Genomic DNA, 18,940 nt, shown 5'->3' with positions numbered 1-18,940 from the left:
AGGGGCAAATGCCCCTTTTTTATATATTGGCGTTCGCTGCTTTGATATAACTTGTGACCAGATAATCCGTCACTAATGAGATATCTTTCGACAGGTTCTGCAGTTCATTCCATTTACGGACGATAGGCTGACCATCAATATCCGTACCGAAGTTCCACGCGCCACTACTCCATGCACAAAGCGACTTGATGCGATTTAACTCTTCGACAAAACGAGTATAGGAAGGGATCTCAGTCCAGCCAGGTTCACCTTTATAGTCCTGATGCACCTGATCAATTTCATCCATCAGGCTACCCAGTGCAAGAATACCGACGCCGTGTAATAGACGGGAATAGCGCGGCTTTTTGTCCCAGTCATCGGTAAACACGGTTTCCACCGCCGACCAGAAGTTATTCAGCAGTTTCACCATCTTCCCTTCATCCCCCAACCCTGTCGCAGGGTCACGGAAGCGATACAATGCTCCCTCACGAAGACTAGCATCGATCATTTTGATCATCGAGTTGTCAGCAATAACCCCATCAGGATTGGTTGCCGTTTTGATGCGCCCCGCAAGTGGACCTTCCCCGAAGTTCAGTCGTTGAGTCAGCAGCGAAGGAAACTTACGCATTTGCAGATCGGATGGCAAACGACCGTGGGTATGCGGTGCCAGTTCGTATAACAACGTTTTGGGCAGCGGTTTTGTGGAGTTAACCAGCATAAACTGCTCGCGTTGTTCTTCTGCATCATTAGCGATAAATGCAGAGACCGGCATCATAAACGAGTCGATTTCCGCATCCCGCAAAGCAGCAGTACGTTGTTGACCATCCACAATAAACCCTGGCTTCTCAAAATCCTTATCTTCGGAGAAAGGTATCACCAGATGCCCCATGTCGCCATTATCTGTAAGCGGTTCAAAACGCACACGCTTATCAAAAGCGATAATCACCGGGTTTGGTATCATCGGGTTTTTACTCTCAATATAGCGCTGAATTTCGCGAATATGGTTACGTACTTCTGGACGCTGATAACCAACCAAATTCTCTTCACCGCGACGAATTCGCGAAATCGCTGCAATTTTGCTGATCTGTTTACCTTCTATCGCAAGGCTATAGAGTTGCCTCTCCTCACCCTGTCGGATTCGCAGGGCGGGAACACGATATTCACTCATGGCAGTTCCTCTGAGCGTAATGACAATGTGTGCTGTAAACGGTTGTACAACACCTGAATATTATGGAAACCGCGGCGACGGTTACGTTCTGCTCCGCGGAAAATGATGACGTTGATACCGATGGCCTGGCAAATATTGCACTGGCATTGTTTCCAAGGACGTTCTCCCAGCGTACGCTCATAATCCGCACGGATTTTATCGGCCTCTTTTTCACCCGAATGGAGGCGTTCATATGCCAGGACTGCATCAAGAGTTTTCTCAAGGGACAAAGCCCCTTTATCATATTCAAACAGGGCAGTCATGGCATCCTTTTCCAGATGTCGTGCAATATCCTGATCAATCACGCCAGATTTTATTTTGCGACTCAAGCTTGGATTCGCATCAAACTGAGGGACACGCACAGCGGTATAGGCCGGGCCATCAGGCGTATGATAGTTGTTTTTCCGATCTTTGAAGGCTTGCTGCAGCGGTGTTGTTGAGTCAATACTGGTCACACCAAACTTGATAAAGTCGGCGAAACTCTCTGGACGGGCAATGCCAAGCAAGTGAACACGTGTATCACTTTTCAGCAGCGGTTTAATCTCTTCGAGAGTCTCAAGGATCTGCGCCGTTTTCAACGGCACCATCCCCCCCATGGTGATATTTCTGTATCCCATGGCCAGCAGGGCCTCTACAGACTGACGATAGGAAGTTTTGCTCCATCCATGTGCAACGCCAAAGGGAGTAAAACAGGACTTTTGAGACTTGTTTAAAAACTCTTGAGCCAAGGTCAGAGTGATATCTTGGCGTCGGCGACATTCAGCCAATACTTCGCCACTGAATACTTCACCTGGCTTCTCATAGCCAAAGACAATGTGATCGAGAGAAACGCCATGGTTAAAGCGGGAAGTTTCGTAGAACTCAATCACCTCTTCCACACGGTATGGGGGGACGTCCTGGTTAACATAGGTGAAGGCTCCGCAATCACCCATGGTTTCCATATTTTCCGGAAGACGGAAAAAGTGCTTCATTCCATTACGGAAATAACGCAAACGCTGGGCACGGGTATATTTGCTCTCACCGCCACCAAGACCATCTACTACAGCTTTAGAAACCAGCATACCATCATAAGGATGAGGAAAAACCTCATGCGGATAATGATCGTCACGTTGACGCACGCGATGTTCGTTACGCGTTTCGCGGAAGAAGTCAAAACTGGGATCGATAAAATCCTGACTATCAGGGAAAAAATACTTTAGCTTCGACAACTTACTCTCCTGTGACGCCACTGCTAAGCCTCAAAAAACGGGGGATTCTACCATGAAACCCAGGCAAGTAGCATTAAGGTTTAGCCTCTCTAAGGGCCTTAAACTCAGCCCGAAAACGTTTTTCCTCAAATGAATTTCCCGAGTCACGAAATTCACGCAACGCATGTGTTGCACTGATACCAGGATTTTGTTCCATAAGCTTTAAAATGAATGACTTAACTTCCTCCGGGCTACGACGAATTCCTTTTTTCACTTCACGCTCAGGTAACTCCTTGAGTTCTTCTATTAACTTTTGAGATAGCTCATTTAAATCATTGAGTTGTTTTGACGTAAATTCGTTCACAATGTATTTTGCCACACTGATATTAAGCATAAGCATATTGCATCTCAACCACTGAGCTATATTTTGGTTGGTTTTGAAAAGGTATGCATTCAGCCTACTATTGATTTTTTTGGAAGTTATAATAAGCAGTTGTTTTTTTGCATCAACCAAATATTCAAGACCATTAATGATATCCAGTTCAATCGCATTAATATAATCTGGGGAACCACAGATTATATAATATTCTTTTTTTCTTTTTTTCATTAACTCTACAATAGATGTAGGATGCTTAGATTTAAAAATAGATCTATTGGTTATTTCTTTCCACCATGTTCTATGAAAACTTTTTCCTGCATATTCTTGAGAATACAATGGTATTGATTCGTCATATCCAACAGCAAAGGTCGCTTTATAAGGTACAACATTGTCTTTGTAGTGAAGGAGGCCTAAGCCAGCAGAAAGAACCCATAAATCAATAGGATAATCATCTAAGATGGCTTTAGCTGTCGCCCAATGTCCACCTTTATAAAGATCCTTTGCACATACAGTTGCAGAGGTAGAAATAGCTTCATTCAGAGCATTGCACCAAGAATTCACGAGCACATTTGAAGGTGTTCGGCCTGATGAAAATTGACTCAGACTCAATATATCCCTACTACCGTAGTGTTTGCCGTTTGTACATGTTGTTATTAAGTTAATGTTGCTCACAATCGCCCCCCAGAATCGTGTTACACAAGCTACAGGAGAAAAAAGGGGATGACAAGAACGGAGTTATCAGTCCCTGAAAAAATTTTCAGGGACTGATGTTAGTGAGGAATATACTCGAAATACTCATCTTGAGAATGAGAACATTTTTGGCATCGCCTCAGAATGCCTTTTTCCTCAAGAGAGAGACAAAAATTTCGACATGACTCAAGAAGAATGTCGGGGCTTTCATTTTTATTCTTAGAAATCAAAGCTCTAGCTAGAGTGTCGTAACTAAAACCTCCCGTTGAGTGCGATACAATACTCATCGCAAGTTGAGTATCGAAAGTTTTCATAGTGCACCTCTGAATCGCCAGAACAATACAGTTATAAAAAAGTATGGGTTATAGTTCAAGCTGGCTTTTCAAATTCACGCATAGCAAGCGTCAGGAATTAGATTATTTACCAAAGTCATAAGGACTAACTTCCTTTTCCCGATTCGCATCCAAAAAATCAGCCCACCACTGCAGCATCAGTCTGCGCTCATCCAGATGCTCGGCCTTATGAATATAAGCCGCACGTACAGAGTTACGCTCCATATGGCTCATCTGCCGTTCAACCGCATCCCTCGACCACAATCCCGATTCTATCAATGAACTACAGGCCATTGTTCTGAAACCATGTCCACAAACCTCTACCTTCGTGTCATAACCCATAACGCGCAGCGCCTTGTTCACCGTGTTCTCACTCATCGGTTTACGATGGTCGTGATCGCCAATGAAAACAAAATCGCGCTCGCCACTAAGTTTGTGTACCTGTTTAAGGATTGCTAACGCCTGACGAGATAACGGCACCAAATGAGGCGTACGCATTTTTGAACCACGCTGGGAGTGCTTCACCCCTTCAATAGCTTCTCGCTCTGCTGGGATCGTCCACATCGATGTTTCAAAATCGATCTCAGACCAACGAGCAAAACGCAGTTCACTTGAACGAATAAATACAAGGAGGGTTAGCTCAACGGCAAGGCGGGTCAAAGGTCTACCCGTATAGCTGTCAATGCGCTGAAGCAGTTCGGGGGTACGTTTCAACTCCAATGCAGGTCTATGCTGCCTGTTACTTGAAGCAACAGCACCAACCATTTCCTGTGCGGGATTGTAATCAAGTAAACCACTCAGAACGGCATATCTCATAATTGCAGTAGTGCGCTGCTGTAGACAGGATGCCACCTCAAGTCGCCCCGACAACTCTACCGCTTTGATTGGGACTAGCAGGTCTCTAGTTTTAAGATCAGCAATATTTCGCTTACCTATGGCAGGGAAGAGATTATCCTCCAGACTTTTCAGTACTCGTCGGCTATGTTCTTCCGACCACTTTTTATTTGTGGCATGCCACTCAATAGCAAGTTGTTCGAAAGTACGTGCTTCTTCCTGCTCAACCTTATCATTTTTCTTTTTATCTCCCGGATCGATGCTGTTTGCCAAAAGCTTACGAGCCTCATCACGACGAGCCCTTGCATCAGCGAGTGACACATCAGGATAAACACCCAGAGCCAGCATCTTTTGCTTTCCGCCAAATCGGTATTGCAAACGCCAGTATTTAGAACCATTGGGATGGACGAGAAGATGCATACCGTTGCCATCAGTCAGCTTTTATTGCTTATCCGTTGGCTTGGCTGTTCTGACTTTGATATCTGTTAGAGCCATGCTTATCCCCTCCCTGTTGGTACAAGCATTATCGAACCGGAAATACCATCATCTGTACCAACATCTGTTGGTAGATGTACGTTGAAGTAGGTTGACCTTGAGAGAGTTAATATAGCGGGAATAATGGGTAAATACTGGATTTCAGGCACAAAAAAAGACGTCCGTTGACGTCTATTGATGTTCCGATGGTGCCGAAGGCCGGACTCGAACCGGCACGTATTTCTACGGTTGATTTTGAATCAACTGCGTCTACCGATTTCGCCACTTCGGCACTGAAGGGATACGGAAAACGTTTTGGATTATACCTGTCGATAGCCGCCATGCAAGCGACAGCATGCATCAGTAGTGCTAAGTGTTGAAAAAAACAGCGTAATCCCACAAACGCGCGGTGCGGCGTCACATTTTTCAGCCATCAATGCGCAACAAACCAGCTTCCTGACCTTAACTTCCCTGCCCCTACGACCAACACATCACCAATTCCGCGCCAATTTTTCTCAAATCCATCTCACATTACACTCTCATCGCGCCAACGTTTTATCGCCGCCAACCATAAGCATTTACGCTTCCTCAAACACTCAATATAAGATTCCAGAATAATTAATGTAGTTGATTTATATATTCCATAAAAAACTATCCCATCGCTTTTTCTTATTACCGCAATCCTTAAGAACTTATTAATTACGTCAATATTTTTATAACTTTACATTAATGAAAAGTTTTGTGTTCGTTCTTTATTCCAGGATTTTCCTCAGGCGTGAAAGTTCCGGTAAATACTATTTTTACTAGTCGCTGTACGAGTCTCGATGGACATCTTCACTCGGTGAATAAAATCAGGAGAAAGACTGTGACTACCTTAAAACCTTTACTGGCGCGTAACCGCAGCTGGGCGCTGCAGAAGTGCCAGCATGACCCGGAATATTTTGAAAAACTGGTAGCCGGCCAGCGGCCGCATTCGCTGTGGATAGGCTGCTCCGATAGCCGCGTTCCCGCCGAAGTACTCACCGGCAGCCATCCCGGCGAACTCTTCGTCCACCGTAATATCGCTAACATGATTGACCCCGCCGACGACAACTTTATGAGCGTACTGCAATATGCCCTCCACTATCTCGAGGTCGAACGGGTGGTGCTCTGCGGCCACTACGGCTGCGGCGGCGTGCAGGCGGCGCTGTCGTTGCCGGAGATGCCGCTGGCCCGCGAGTCCTCGGCGCTGGCCCGCCGCATCGGCTCGCTGCGCGATACCCTGCAGGGTGATATCGCTGCTCTGACGCTCACTGACCCTGACGCCGATGCGGCCGCGGCGCTCAATGCCCTGGTGGAGGCCAACGTTCGCGCCCAGTTCAGCCGCCTGCTTGACTGTGACCCCGTACAGACGCTGCTCGCCAGCGGACGGCCGCTCAGCCTGCACGGCTGCGTCTACGATCTGGCATCCGGCCATCTGACCACTCTCGTCGAACACCTCTCACCTCAGGAGCATGCCCCATGAATACTCTTCGTCAGGACTCTCTCGCAGGCATTGTCGTCTTCCTTGTCGCCCTGCCGCTGTGCCTCGGCATCGCCCAGGCCAGCGGCTTACCGCCCTTTGTCGGTCTGCTGACCGGTATCATCGGCGGCCTGCTCGTCACCGCCCTCAGCCCCTCCCGCTTCGCCGTCAGCGGCCCCGCCGCCGGACTGGTCACCATCGTCGTCGCCGCCATTGAATCCCTGGGTTCCTTCTCCATCTTCCTGATGGCGCTGGTGCTGGCCGGCGTACTGCAGCTGCTGTTTGGCATTCTGCGGGCCGGGCGCTTTATCTCGCTGGTTCCCGTCAGCGTCATCAAAGGTATGCTGGCGGCGATCGGCATCCTGCTGATTATGCAGCAGATCCCCGTCGCGCTTGGCAGCGCAGAAGAGACCGGGCTCGCCGATATCGTGCAGGGTAACGCCACCTTCTCCCTCAGCGCTATCGCCGTCGCCCTGGGCGGCCTGCTGGTGCTATGGCTGTGGGGTTCGCCGCTTATCCGCCGGGTGAAGAGCCTGCGCTGGATCCCCGGCCCGCTGATCGCGGTCCTGCTCGGTTGTGCCACCACCGTATTAATGACCCAGGCCGCGCCACAACAGCTTGCCTCCCTGCCGCGCATTACCCTGCCGGAGTTCGGTAGCCTCGGCGACCTGCTGGGCGAGCTGGAGTCTCCTGCGTGGAGCGCGTGGCGTAATCCTTCGGTGTGGGTGGTGGCGCTAACCCTCGCGCTGGTCGCCAGCCTCGAAACCCTGCTCAGCCAGGAGGCGCTGAAAAAACTGCGTCCGCAAAATCCGCCGCCTTCGCCGAACCGCGAAATGGTCGCCCAGGGCGTCGGCAACCTGCTCTCCGGCGTACTCGGGGCGATGCCGATCACCGCGGTCATCGTCCGTAGCTCGGTCAACGTCAGCAACGGCGCACAGAGCAAACTGTCGATCTTTATCCACGGCGTGCTGCTACTGATCTGCGGACTGTGGTTTAGCGGCCTGCTGACGTTAATCCCGCTCGCCAGCCTCGCCGCCGTGCTGCTGTATACCGGCTATAAGCTGGCGACGCCGCGGCTGTTCATTGAACAGTTCCGCCAGGGCGCCGCGCAGTACGTCCCCTTTCTTGCCACCATTGGCGGGATTATCGGCTTCGGCATGCTGGCGGGGATCGGGATTGGCCTCGCCACCCAGGTGGCGTTCAGCATCTGGCGTAGCCATCGCCATTCGCTGCAGCTGGCGCGCTACGACGACCACTACGTGCTGCGCATCCAGCAGAACCTGACCTTTTTACACAATCCGCATCTGCTGGCGCTGCTGGCGAAAATTCCGGAAAAGAGCGTGGTGATCGTCGAGCACGATAACGTCGGCTATCTTGACCCGGATGTGCAGGCGGTGCTGGATGATTTTGCCGAGAGCGCGCCGCAGCGCGGTATCCGCCTCAATCAGTGGCCGCTTGCCAGCCGCTGACCGTCTCCCGGGCGGCTGGTCCGCCCGGTTATCCACCCCTCCTAATGCCAAGCGACGCCTGTTGCCATGCTCTACACTTTCTTCGTTACTACGCCAACCCCAAGGAAACAAACATGAGCATCATTAAAAGTTACGCCGCCAAAGAAGCGGGCGCCGATCTGTCGCTGTGGGAGTACGATGCCGGCGAACTGTTGCCGGAAGATGTTGAAGTCGAGGTAGAGTACTGCGGGATTTGTCATTCGGACCTGTCGATGATCGACAACGAATGGGGCATGTCGAGCTACCCGCTGGTCGCCGGTCACGAAGTGATTGGCCGGGTGGCGGCGCTGGGCAGCGCGGCGCAGGATAAAGGGCTGAAGATTGGTCAGAAGGTCGGGATCGGCTGGACGGCGCGCAGCTGCGGCCACTGCGACGCCTGTATCAGCGGCAACCAGATCAACTGCCTGGAAGGCTCTGTGCCGACCATTATGAACCGCGGCGGCTTCGCCGATAAGCTGCGCGCCGACTGGCAATGGGTGATCCCGCTGCCAGAGAGCATCGATCTGGCTTCCGCCGGCCCGATGCTGTGCGGCGGCATCACCGTCTTCAAACCGCTGCTGACCCACCACGTGACCGCCACCAGCCGCGTCGGCGTGATTGGTATCGGCGGCCTCGGCCATATCGCGATTAAACTGCTGCGGGCGATGGGAGCGGAAGTGACCGCTTTCAGTTCCAACCCGGCGAAAGAGCAGGAAGTGCTGGCAATGGGCGCCGATCGCGTAGTGAACAGCCGCGATCCGCAGGCGTTAACCGCGCTGGCCGGTCAGTTCGATCTGATCATCAACACCGTGGCGGTGGACCTTGACTGGCAGCCGTATTTCGAGGCGCTGGCCTACGGCGGCAACTTCCACACCGTCGGCGCGGTAATGAAGCCATTCCCGGTTCCGGCCTTTACCCTTATCGGCGGCGACCGCAGCATCTCCGGCTCGGCGACCGGTAACCCGTCCGAACTGCGTAAGCTGATGAAATTCGCCGGGCGTAGCAAAGTGGCGCCAACCACCGAACTGTTCCCGATGTCGCAAATTAACGAAGCGCTGAAACACGTGCGCGAAGGTAAAGCCCGCTATCGCGCGGTACTAAAAGCCGACTTCTGATTGGTATTTACCGCCGGGCGTCCCATGCGCCCGGCGCTTTTCTTCTTGCTTCATCAAACCGTCATCTCCCCGCCATTCCCCTGTAGTCATCGCTTCCCACAATCCGGGCTTCCATAAACGCCTGAACGAGACGCCCGTCACCATGAATAAGCGCTGGCTCCCCTGGCTGATACTGTCGCCTTCCCTGTTGTTTTTACTGCTGTTTACCTGGTTTCCGCTTGGCCGTTCGGTCTATGACAGCCTGTTTGATACCCGCATGGCCAGCGATGGCGCACAGTACGTCGGGCTGGATAACTTCGCCCGCCTGTTTGCCGACGGCGTTTTCTGGCAATCGCTGGTCAATAATCTGCTCTATATCCTGCTGACGGTGGTACCCGGCGTGACGCTCGCCCTGCTGCTGGCGGTGGCGCTGAGCGAGAATCACCGCGTCAACCGCTGGCTGCGCACCGCCTTTTTCTTCCCGATGATTATCCCGATGGTCAGCGCCGCCGCGCTGTGGCTGTTTATTTTTATGCCCGGCCTCGGCCTGCTCGATCACTATCTGGCGAAGCTATTTGGCCCTCAGAACAACAACTGGCTGGGGCGCAGCAACAGCGCGCTGCTGGCGCTGGCGCTGATTGGCGTGTGGAAGTTCGCCGGTTATTACATGCTGTTTTTCCTCGCCGGGCTGCAGAGTATTCCGGCCTCGACGCGGGAAGCAGCGCTGATGGAAGGGGCCAGCCGCACCCAGGTGTTTTTTAAGGTGACGCTGCCGCTGCTGCGCCCGACGCTGAGCTTTGTTATCACCACCGCGCTGATTTACTCCATTACCCAAATTGATCACGTCGCGGTGATGACGCGCGGCGGGCCGGATAACGCCACGACCGTGCTGCTCTATTACATCCAGAATCTCGCCTGGGATACCCACGACCTCGGCAAAGCCTCCGCCGCCACCTTCCTGACGCTGGCCGGGCTGTTTGCCTTCTCGCTGATTAACCTGAAATTGCTGGAAAAAGGAGCCCACTATGAGCGCTGAAATCTCGCCGCTGATGGTCCGCTCGCCCACCGCTGCGCGTCCGCTGTGGTTGCGCCTGCGTCGCTCACAGCCCTTTACCCTGACGGTAATCATGTGCTGCCTGGCGCTGCTATGGGTGAGCCCGTTTATCTGGATGCTGGCGACCTCGTTCAGCGCCACCACCTTCGGCGAAGATATGGCCTCATTGCTGCCCCGTCTGCCGCTGACTCTCGATAACTTCCGTGACGCCTGGGACAGCGCCGACTGGCTGAGCCTGTACGCCAACACCCTTATCTTTACCTTCGGCACTTTCTTCGCGCAGCTACTCACCATCACCACCGCCGGCTACGTCTTCGCCTGCCACGAATTTCGCGGCAAGAAAACGCTATTTCTGCTGTTCCTCGTCCAGTTGATGATCATGCCGGTGGTGATGATGGTGCCGAACATGCTGACCCTGACAACCTTCGGCCTGCTTAACACCCTGACCGGCGTGATGATGCCTTACTTTACCTCGGCGTTCGGCGTGTTTCTGATGCGCCAGGCGTTCCTCGCCATCCCGAAAGAGCTGGAAGAGGCGGCGCTGATGGAGGGCTGCCGCTGGTGGCAGGTGCTATTCCGCGTACTGCTGCCGATGTCCTGGCCGTCGGTGCTGGCCTTCGCCACCGTCAGCATTACCTACCACTGGAACGAGTACCTGTGGCCGCTGATGATGCTCAACGATCCCGATAAGCAGGTGCTGACCGTCGGGCTGGTCTCTTTCGCCATGGGCGCTGAATCCGGCGGCCAGTGGGGCACCATCGGCGCCGGGACGCTGATGGTCTGCCTGCCGCTGATGCTGGCGTTCATCCTTTTCCAGAAACAGTTCCTGCGAAGCTTCGGCTTCTCCGGGATCAAATAAGGAGTTATTCATGCTGTTAGCGCACATTTCCGATACCCATTTCCGCAGCCGCGGCGAAAAGCTGTACGGTTTTATCGACGTCAATGCCGCCAATGCTGATGTGGTTTCTCAACTTAACGCGCTGCGCGAACGCCCGGATGCGGTGGTGGTGAGCGGCGATATCGTCAACTGCGGCCGCCCGGAGGAGTATCAGGTCGCCCGCCAGATCCTCGGCAGCCTGAATTATCCGCTGTATCCGATCCCCGGCAACCACGATGATAAAGCGCTGTTTCTGGAGTACCTGCAGCCGCTGTGCCCGCTGCTCGGCAACGATGCCAATAATATGCGCTATGCGGTTGACGACTTCGCTACCCGCCTGCTGTTTATCGACTCCAGCCGCGCCGGCACTTCAAAAGGCTGGCTGACCGACGAGACCATCAACTGGCTGGAGGCGCAGCTGTTCGACGGCGGCGACAAACCGGCAACGATCTTTATGCACCACCCGCCGCTGCCGCTGGGCAACGCGCAGATGGACCCGATTGCCTGCGAAAACGGCCACCGTCTGCTGGCGCTGGTGGAACGTTTCCCGTCGCTGACGCGCATCTTCTGCGGCCATAACCATAGCCTGACCATGACCCAGTATCGCCAGGCGCTGATCTCCACCATCCCCGGCACCGTCCATCAGGTACCGTACTGCCACGAAGACACTCGGCCGTATTACGATCTCTCGCCGGCTTCGTGCCTGATGCACCGCCAGGTCGGCGAACAGTGGGTGAGCTACCAGCACTCGCTGGCCCACTACGCCGGGCCGTGGCTGTACGACGAAAACATCAGTTGTCCAACGGAAGAGCGCTAACCGCCATGCTCAGTCTGCAAAACATCAGTAAACATTTCGACGGTAAACCGGCGCTCAGCGCGCTGTCGCTTGATATCCACGAAGGCGAATTCGTGGTGCTGGTCGGCCCGTCGGGCTGTGGTAAAAGCACCCTACTGCGCCTGCTTGCCGGGTTGGAGCAGGTCAGCGAAGGCGAAATCTGGCTGCATGATGAGAACATCACCGACACCACGCCGCGCGAACGCAATTTTGCGATGATCTTCCAGAACTATGCGCTGTTTCCACATCTCTCTGTGCGCGACAACATCACCTTCGGCATGAAGGTACGCAAGGAAGAGAAAAGCGGCTGGCAGCCGCGGGTAGATAAAGTCGCGCAGATGCTGCAACTAGAGGCACTGCTCGATCGCAAACCGGCGAAGCTCTCCGGCGGCCAACGGCAGCGGGTAGCGATGGCGCGGGCGATCGTGCGTAATCCGCGGCTGTTCTTAATGGATGAACCGCTGTCCAACCTCGACGCCCGCCTGCGCAGCGAAGTCCGCGACAGCATTATGGACCTCCACCAGCAGTTGAAAACCAGTACCGTCTACGTCACCCACGATCAGACCGAGGCCATGTCGATGGCCGACCGCATCGTGGTGATGAACGGCGGCCACGTGCAGCAGGTAGGACGGCCAGAATATCTGTATGCCAACCCAGCCAATCTGTTCGTGGCCGGATTTATCGGTTCGCCAGCGATGAACCTGCTATCGCTCCCCTGCGTTGACGGCAACGTTCAGCTTGGCGAACTACGCCATCCGCTACCGCCGTACTACCGCAGCCAGACCCGCGTCTGGCTGGGCATTCGCCCGGAACATATTACCGACCGCGTGGAGCAAGGCCATCTGCGCCTGCCGGGCACCGTCCTGCAACGAGAACTGATGGGAGCCGATTATCTGCTCCACGTCAGCACGCCGATCGGCACCCTGCGCTTTAGCCGCCGCCACCGCGGCACGGTACCTGAAAAAGGCGAATCGCTGATCCTCGGCTTCTCGCCTGCCGATGTGCATCTTTTTCATGCTGAGACCCAGCATAATTTACTGATGGAGACAGACCATGTTTAACCCCCTCACCGCCCTGACGGTTGGGCTCAGCCTCGCCCTGAGCGGCGCGGCGCTGGCGAAAGAGAAAATAGACTTCATGTTCCCGGCTCCGGTAGACGGCAAGCTGACGATGGAGATGACCCGCGTTATTAAAGCGTTCAACGACTCGCAGCAGGATGTCGAAGTTCGCGGCATCTTCACCGGCAACTATGACACCACCAAGATCAAAGCCGAATCCGCACAGAAGGCTGGACAGCCGCCGGCGCTGGTGATCATGTCCGCCAACTTCACCACCGATCTGGCGCTAAAGGATGAGATCCTGCCGATGGACGAACTGTTTAAATATGGCGATCAAAAGGCTGGCGATTTTCTGCAAAAGGAATTCTGGCCCGCGATGCATAAGAACGCCCAGGTGATGGGCACCACCTATGCGATCCCATTCCATAACTCGACGCCAATCCTCTACTACAACAAGACGCTGTTCGATCGGGCTGGGATCGCCCAACCACCGCAGACCTGGGCCGAGCTGCTGGCCGATGCCAAAAAGCTGACCGACGAGAGCAAAGGCCAGTGGGGGATCATGCTGCCCTCGACCAACGACGACTACGGCGGCTGGATCTTCTCGGCGCTGGTGCGCGCCAACGGCGGTAAATATTTCAATGAAGACTATCCGGGTGAGGTTTATTACAACTCGCCGACCGCTATCGGCGCTCTGCGCTTCTGGCAGGATCTGATCTACAAAGACAAAGTGATGCCTTCCGGGGTACTGAATTCGAAGCAGATCAGCGCTTCATTCTTCTCCGGCAAACTTGGCATGGCGATGCTCAGCACCGGCGCACTGGGCTTTATGCGCGAGAACAGTAAAGATTTTGAACTCGGCGTCGCCATGCTACCAGCCAAGGAGCAGCGCGCGGTGCCGATCGGCGGCGCCAGCCTGGTAAGCTTTAAAGGCATCAACGACGCGCAGAAGAAAGCGGCCTACCAGTTCCTGACTTATCTGGTAAGCCCGCAGGTGAACGGGGCGTGGAGCCGCTTTACCGGCTACTTCTCGCCGCGCAAGGCTTCTTACGATACGCCGGAGATGAAAGCATATCTGCAGCAGGATCCGCGGGCGGCGATCGCCCTTGAACAGCTGAAGTACGCGCATCCGTGGTACTCCACCTGGGAGACCGTCGCCGTGCGTAAGGCGATGGAGAACCAGCTGGCGGCGGTGGTCAACGATGCCAAAGTAACGCCGGAAGCAGCGGTACAGGCGGCACAGAAGGAAGCTGACGCGCTAATGAAACCTTATGTTGATAAGACCGCGCTGGGAGAAGTGAAGTAGCGCAGGTCTGTAGCGGGGCGCCCGGCTTGCGGCGTAAACGCCCAGGCCGGGTGACCAACCGCCCCCAGCGTAGAATGCGCCGGGGAGATTTTGTCGAAGCCTTAGATTTTATCCGCCTGCGACGAAGCCCAGGATTTACGCGCGTAGGCTTTTCCCGCCGGGCTGGTATCCAGCTTCTCGCGCAGATAGTGCTCGATCTGCTCAAGGCTGCGGTTGCGCGTTTCCGGCACGCATTTGATCACGAAGATCGCGCCGAAGATACCGATTGCCGCAAAGATAAAGAAGGTTCCGGAGAGGCCGACCCACGACAATAGCATCGGGAAGAACAGCGAGATCAGGAAGTTGGCAATCCACATTGAGAACACCGCCCCGCCCATAAACATCCCGCGCATCCGGGTTGGGAAAATTTCCGACAACAGCAGCCAGGTCACCGGCGACAGCGCCCCCTGCTGGAAGCTCAGGAACAGCAGCATTCCCGCCAGTACCATATAGGCGCGCAGCGCATCCGGCTGACCATTGACCGTTTCCGGCAGCAGGTAGCTCACCGCGCCGATAAACACCAGGCAGGCGGTACAGCCGAACTGGCCGATCATGGTCATCGGGCGACGGCCTATCTTCCCCAGCATCCAGATGCCGACAAAGGTCATCAGTACCGAAACCACGCCGTTGGCAATGGTGGCGAACAGCGCGGCGTTATCGGTCATACCGACCGAGGTCAGCACCGTCGGCGCATAGTACATAATGGTATTGACGCCGGTAAGCTGCTGAATAACCGCCACGCCGATACCGATCATGAACAGCTTAAACAGCCACGGGGTCATGATTTCACGAATTTTTGGCTTACCGAGATTGCGCTGCTCGTCGAGAGTTTCCGTAATCTCCATTAGCTCCCATTCGACATCATCTTTACGCCGCGTACGCTCCAGCACCCGGCGCGCTTCCGCCAGCCGGCCTTTCATCGCGTACCAACGCGGGGTATCCGGCATAAACATCATGCCAAACCACAGCAGCACGGCAGGCAGCGTCGCCACCGCCAGCATCCAGCGCCAGGTGCTTTCTCCGCCCCACAGCTCATGGAAGGTGGCGTTAGAGATATAGGCCAGCAGTTGGCCGGAGACGATCATCAGTTCCTGCAGCGTGACCAGTTGCCCGCGTTTGTTGGCGGGCGCCATCTCAGCGATATATACCGGCACCGTTGCCGCCGCGCCGCCAACCGCTACGCCGAGAACCAGGCGGAAGAAAATCATCCAGTTGACGTCCGGCGCGAGGGCAGTACCCACCGCGCCGATAGCGAAGATCACCGCCAGCCAGAGGATGATTTTCTTTCTGCCTGCGGCGCTGGCCAGATGGCCAGAAAGCAGTGCGCCGAATGCGGCGCCGAACAGCAGCGAGCTGGTCACCAGCCCGGTGGTAAACGGCGTAAGGTGCAGTTCCTTACCCATAAACAGCAGGGCGCCGGAAATCACCCCGGTGTCGTAGCCAAAGAGTAAACCGCCTAAGGTCGCAATCAACGCAACGATCTTAACAAACGGCGTTGCCGGGGCGTCGCTATTCGGCCCCGACGCTTTATTGAGTGTGAGATATTGTTCCTGTGACATAGAAGACTCCAGTAACCTACCTTGTAGGGGGAAGATATGCTCTTGTCTGAATACAGAGGCCTCCTGCCTCACGGACGTGTCGTTCTCGTGTGGTTCTCTTGAGGTTTAGAAAAAGCAGGCCACGCAGCTGTGTGGCCCGAAATGCATCAACGATCAGATTCCTGCCGTTTCGCGGATGTACTTACGCGCCTTTACGGCGTATTCGAAGGGGTTCGCCAGCGCAGGGTCTTGTTCGGCTTCCACTACCATCCAACCCTTGTAGCCGTAGTCATCCAGCAACTGGAAGACCGGGCGGAAATCTATTTCGCCGTCTCCCGGTACGGTAAAGGTGCCTTTCTTGACGCCGTCGAGGAATGAGAGCCCTTCGCGGCGCACCTGCTCAATCACCGCGGGGCGGACGTCTTTCAGATGCACGTGGTTAATGCGCGGCAGATATTTTTTCAGGATCGCCAGCATCGGCGCCTCGCCGCCCTCTGAATACCAGGCGTGACCGGTGTCGTAGAGCAGGAAGACGCGTTCGTCCACCAGCGACATAAACTTGTCGATCTCCGCGGTAGTCTGAATGCCGGTGCCCATATGGTGATGCAGACAAACCTGCATCCCCTTCTCTGCCGCCAGTTTGCCAAGCGCGTTATAACCTTCGGCTACCCGCTGCCACTCTTCGTCGCTAAAGCACGGTTTTACATCGCCGAGGATCGGTTTATCGAGCCCCTGGATACTGCCGCTTTGTTCAGAGCAGCCAATCACCTTCGCGCCCATCGCATGGAGGAAATTCATGTGGTTAACGAATTCATCGATGGTTTTTTCTCTTTGGCCATCCGCGAAGAAGGTGCTGAACCAGGCGTTGCAAATTTGCATGCCGCGAATATCCAGCATCGGCTTCAGCACCGCCGGGTCGCGCGGATATTTGCTGCCGACTTCGCTGCCGGTAAACCCGGCCAGCGCCATTTCGCTGACCGTTTGCTGAAAGGTGTTTTCGCTCCCCAGCTCAGGCATATCGTCGTTAGTCCAACCGATAGGGGCGATAGCCAGTTTGACGTTGTCTTTGTTCATTTTGATGCTCCTGCCGCCGCGCCTTACCGGCGCAGCAGTTCACGTTCGATAAGTTCACGCGTTTCCACGGCCTGGTATTTCATCTTTTCCGGGTAACCAAACAGCGAGGTGCAGACGATCGGTTCACCGCCAACTTTGAAGGTCTGTTCAGCGAAGCGCATATCGCGCAGGGTGCTAAACAGAGCATTGAAATCGACATCCCCCTCGCCGACACCGACGTGCTGGTGTACGGCGGCATCAACGCCCGGCGGATTAACGATATAGCGGCAGTGTTTGGTGTGGTTGCGGGTATCGGCAATCAACACGTGCGACAGGTCCTGCCCGGCATAGCGCAGCATCTTCTCAACTTCACCTTTGCCTTTGTCGTAGAAAAAGGTGTGCGGCACGCTGTAGACATACTTCACGTTGTCGCTGCGGAATGACTTAACGATATCCACCGTCTCGTTGTTTTCTTCGCAGAAGTCCCACGGATGGGCCTGGATTTCGAGGCGGATACCTTCACGTTCGAATATCGGCAGCAGCTCTTCCATCGAGCGGTAGAACATCTCTTCGCAAATTTCCGGCTGGTTAGGATCGCCGGAAAATTCGGTGTTGATAACCTGCACGCCCATCTCCACCGCTACTTCGATTAGCCGCTTCCAGTTCTTCACCGCCGCCTGTCGGCGCAGCTCATCCGGGCCGGACCAGCGATAAACGCAGATGAACGAGGAGAGTTCAACGCCGTTGTCACGCAGCGCCTGCTTATATTCGGCCATGATCTCCCGGCTGGCGCGCGGATGCTTGTAGAACGGGTTAATCTGCGGGTGCGGAGACTGCTCAATGTATTTGTAGCCCCACTCCGCCACCTGCTGGACCATTCTGGTGATCCCGAGATCGCGAATCACATCGACATCAAAAGCAATTTTCATCGTCGTTACCTGTTTGAAACGTTACGTCGGTGAAGGATGATTTAGCGTTGGTAGAATGCCGGGCACTCAGGCAGCGACACTGCTACCGGTTCGTTACACTCTTGCGCCTTCAAACAGGCGTCGGCGGCAACCGATGCCGCATAGCCGTCCCAGGCGGAGGGGCCCTGCAGCTTGCCGGCTTTCACATCATTGATAAATGCCTGCAGTTCGACGTCGTAGGCTTTGATGAAACGGTCTTTCCAGTCGGTGAGGATGGCGGTAGACAGGCTGGCGGCTTTACGCATCTCCACCGCCGACGGTTCCGGCAGGCGCGCAATGCCCGTTTCGCCAACGACTTCGCACTGAATGTCGTAGCCGTACTGGCAATTCACGAAGACTTCGACGTCGATCAGGGTGCCCTTTTTCGTTTCAAACGAGACGATCTGTGGGTCTTTCAGCCGCGCATGGGTATGGGAGGTCGAGCGCGGGAAGCGTACCTGTACGGAGCGGTAATCGTCATTTAGCAGCCAGCGCAGCACGTCCAGTTCGTGGATCAGGGTGTTGGTGATCGCCATATCGGTGGTGTAGTTCTCACCGACAGACTGGTTGCGGTGGGCGCAGCGCAGCATCAGCGGCGCGCCGATATCACCGTCGTCGATGACCTTCTTCAACGCCAGATAGCCTTCATCGTACGGGCGCATAAAGCCGACCTGCACCAGGCGACGCCCGGCTTTCATTTCAGCATCAACGATGCGGCGGCAGCCTTCCGCGCTCATCGCCAGCGGTTTTTCGCAAAATACGGGCTTACCGGCCTCAATAGCCGCCAGGGTGTACTCTTCATGGGTTGGATCCCAGGAGGTCACCAGCACGGCGTCAACGTCGCTGGCCTTAATCACATCATGACCATCGGCGTAGACTTCCGCCTGCACGCCCGGCAGAGAAACTGCCGCACGGGCGTTATCGGCATTGATATCGGATACGGCGACCACGGTCGCCCCCTGTAAGACCTGGGTGCAGCGACGGATATGTTCTTTACCGATGGCGCCTGCGCCGATGACACCTAATTTGAGTGGCATGATGGTTCTCTCCGTAGTTCTGTAGGGTTCAG

The 18,940-nt window shown here is 54.8% G+C and carries 16 protein-coding genes and 1 tRNA gene; 8 read left to right on the top strand and 9 right to left on the bottom strand.

What is annotated here, in order from left to right:
• Positions 1-19 precede the first annotated feature (19 nt).
• The 5 genes from dbpB to AC22LX_RS20195 form a co-directional block, all read right to left on the bottom strand.
• Positions 20-1,147 carry a DGQHR domain-containing protein DpdB gene (dbpB, locus tag AC22LX_RS20215; protein WP_047063873.1) on the bottom strand — a complete coding sequence of 376 codons (1,128 nt, stop codon included), beginning with the start codon at positions 1,145-1,147 and terminating at the stop codon, positions 20-22.
• A complete protein-coding gene (dpdA, locus tag AC22LX_RS20210; protein ID WP_047053959.1) occupies positions 1,144-2,394 on the bottom strand; it encodes a tRNA-guanine transglycosylase DpdA in 1,251 nt (416 codons plus the stop codon). Before dpdA ends, dbpB begins: the two co-directional genes overlap by 4 nt.
• A gap of 73 nt (positions 2,395-2,467) precedes the next feature.
• Positions 2,468-3,319: a hypothetical protein gene (locus tag AC22LX_RS20205; protein ID WP_176555971.1), complete on the bottom strand. Its 852-nt coding sequence runs from the start codon at positions 3,317-3,319 to the stop codon at positions 2,468-2,470.
• Positions 3,320-3,858: 539 nt separating this feature from the next.
• A complete protein-coding gene (locus AC22LX_RS20200) occupies positions 3,859-5,046 on the bottom strand; it encodes a tyrosine-type recombinase/integrase (protein WP_227504708.1) in 1,188 nt (395 codons plus the stop codon).
• A gap of 243 nt (positions 5,047-5,289) precedes the next feature.
• Positions 5,290-5,374: transfer RNA gene (locus AC22LX_RS20195), tRNA-Leu, on the bottom strand.
• 573 nt (positions 5,375-5,947) lie between these two features.
• On the opposite strand from AC22LX_RS20195, the gene AC22LX_RS20190 reads away from it, so the two are divergent.
• The 8 genes from AC22LX_RS20190 to AC22LX_RS20155 all read left to right on the top strand — a co-directional run bounded on the left by AC22LX_RS20190 (position 5,948) and on the right by AC22LX_RS20155 (position 14,294).
• Positions 5,948-6,586 carry a carbonic anhydrase gene (locus AC22LX_RS20190; RefSeq protein WP_487334171.1) on the top strand — a complete coding sequence of 213 codons (639 nt, stop codon included), beginning with the start codon at positions 5,948-5,950 and terminating at the stop codon, positions 6,584-6,586.
• Positions 6,583-8,052 carry a SulP family inorganic anion transporter gene (locus tag AC22LX_RS20185; RefSeq protein ID WP_045394735.1) on the top strand — a complete coding sequence of 490 codons (1,470 nt, stop codon included), beginning with the start codon at positions 6,583-6,585 and terminating at the stop codon, positions 8,050-8,052. The genes AC22LX_RS20190 and AC22LX_RS20185 overlap by 4 nt, the downstream gene beginning before the upstream one ends.
• Positions 8,053-8,165: 113 nt before the next feature.
• Positions 8,166-9,185, top strand: a complete 1,020-nt coding sequence (gene ahr / locus AC22LX_RS20180; protein WP_487334170.1) for an NADPH-dependent aldehyde reductase Ahr — start codon at positions 8,166-8,168, stop codon at positions 9,183-9,185.
• 142 nt (positions 9,186-9,327) lie between these two features.
• A complete protein-coding gene (locus AC22LX_RS20175) occupies positions 9,328-10,200 on the top strand; it encodes a carbohydrate ABC transporter permease (protein ID WP_015368525.1) in 873 nt (290 codons plus the stop codon).
• The gene (locus AC22LX_RS20170; RefSeq protein ID WP_487334169.1) at positions 10,190-11,077 is read left to right on the top strand and encodes a carbohydrate ABC transporter permease; all 888 of its coding nucleotides are present in this window, start codon (positions 10,190-10,192) and stop codon (positions 11,075-11,077) included. The genes AC22LX_RS20175 and AC22LX_RS20170 overlap by 11 nt, the downstream gene beginning before the upstream one ends.
• A 10-nt stretch (positions 11,078-11,087) precedes the next feature.
• Complete coding sequence (locus tag AC22LX_RS20165; RefSeq protein ID WP_045394731.1) at positions 11,088-11,912, top strand: phosphodiesterase; 825 nt, start codon at positions 11,088-11,090, stop codon at positions 11,910-11,912.
• A gap of 5 nt (positions 11,913-11,917) precedes the next feature.
• The gene (locus AC22LX_RS20160; RefSeq protein ID WP_045394729.1) at positions 11,918-12,991 is read left to right on the top strand and encodes an ABC transporter ATP-binding protein; all 1,074 of its coding nucleotides are present in this window, start codon (positions 11,918-11,920) and stop codon (positions 12,989-12,991) included.
• Positions 12,984-14,294 (top strand): ABC transporter substrate-binding protein, encoded by a 1,311-nt coding sequence (locus tag AC22LX_RS20155; protein WP_047063867.1) that lies wholly within the window; start codon positions 12,984-12,986, stop codon positions 14,292-14,294. Before AC22LX_RS20160 ends, AC22LX_RS20155 begins: the two co-directional genes overlap by 8 nt.
• Positions 14,295-14,395: 101 nt before the next feature.
• Here the strand turns inward: AC22LX_RS20155 and AC22LX_RS20150 are convergent, their stop codons facing one another.
• The 4 genes from AC22LX_RS20150 to iolG all read right to left on the bottom strand — a co-directional run bounded on the left by AC22LX_RS20150 (position 14,396) and on the right by iolG (position 18,908).
• Positions 14,396-15,892 (bottom strand): sugar porter family MFS transporter, encoded by a 1,497-nt coding sequence (locus AC22LX_RS20150; RefSeq protein ID WP_015368530.1) that lies wholly within the window; start codon positions 15,890-15,892, stop codon positions 14,396-14,398.
• A gap of 153 nt (positions 15,893-16,045) precedes the next feature.
• Positions 16,046-16,945 (bottom strand): myo-inosose-2 dehydratase, encoded by a 900-nt coding sequence (gene iolE / locus AC22LX_RS20145; RefSeq protein WP_045394725.1) that lies wholly within the window; start codon positions 16,943-16,945, stop codon positions 16,046-16,048.
• 23 nt (positions 16,946-16,968) lie between these two features.
• Entirely contained in the window at positions 16,969-17,853 is an 885-nt protein-coding gene (locus AC22LX_RS20140; RefSeq protein WP_315712410.1) for a sugar phosphate isomerase/epimerase family protein, read from the bottom strand.
• 41 nt (positions 17,854-17,894) lie between these two features.
• On the bottom strand, positions 17,895-18,908 hold the full coding sequence (iolG, locus tag AC22LX_RS20135) for a bifunctional inositol 2-dehydrogenase/D-chiro-inositol 1-dehydrogenase (RefSeq protein WP_049060389.1): 1,014 nt from the start codon (positions 18,906-18,908) through the stop codon (positions 17,895-17,897).
• Positions 18,909-18,940: the final 32 nt, after the last annotated feature.

Source organism: Klebsiella sp. PK01 (assembly GCF_057624675.1).
The sequence above is the reverse complement of the archived record's forward strand: the minus strand, read 5'-3'. Positions and strand labels throughout refer to the sequence as shown.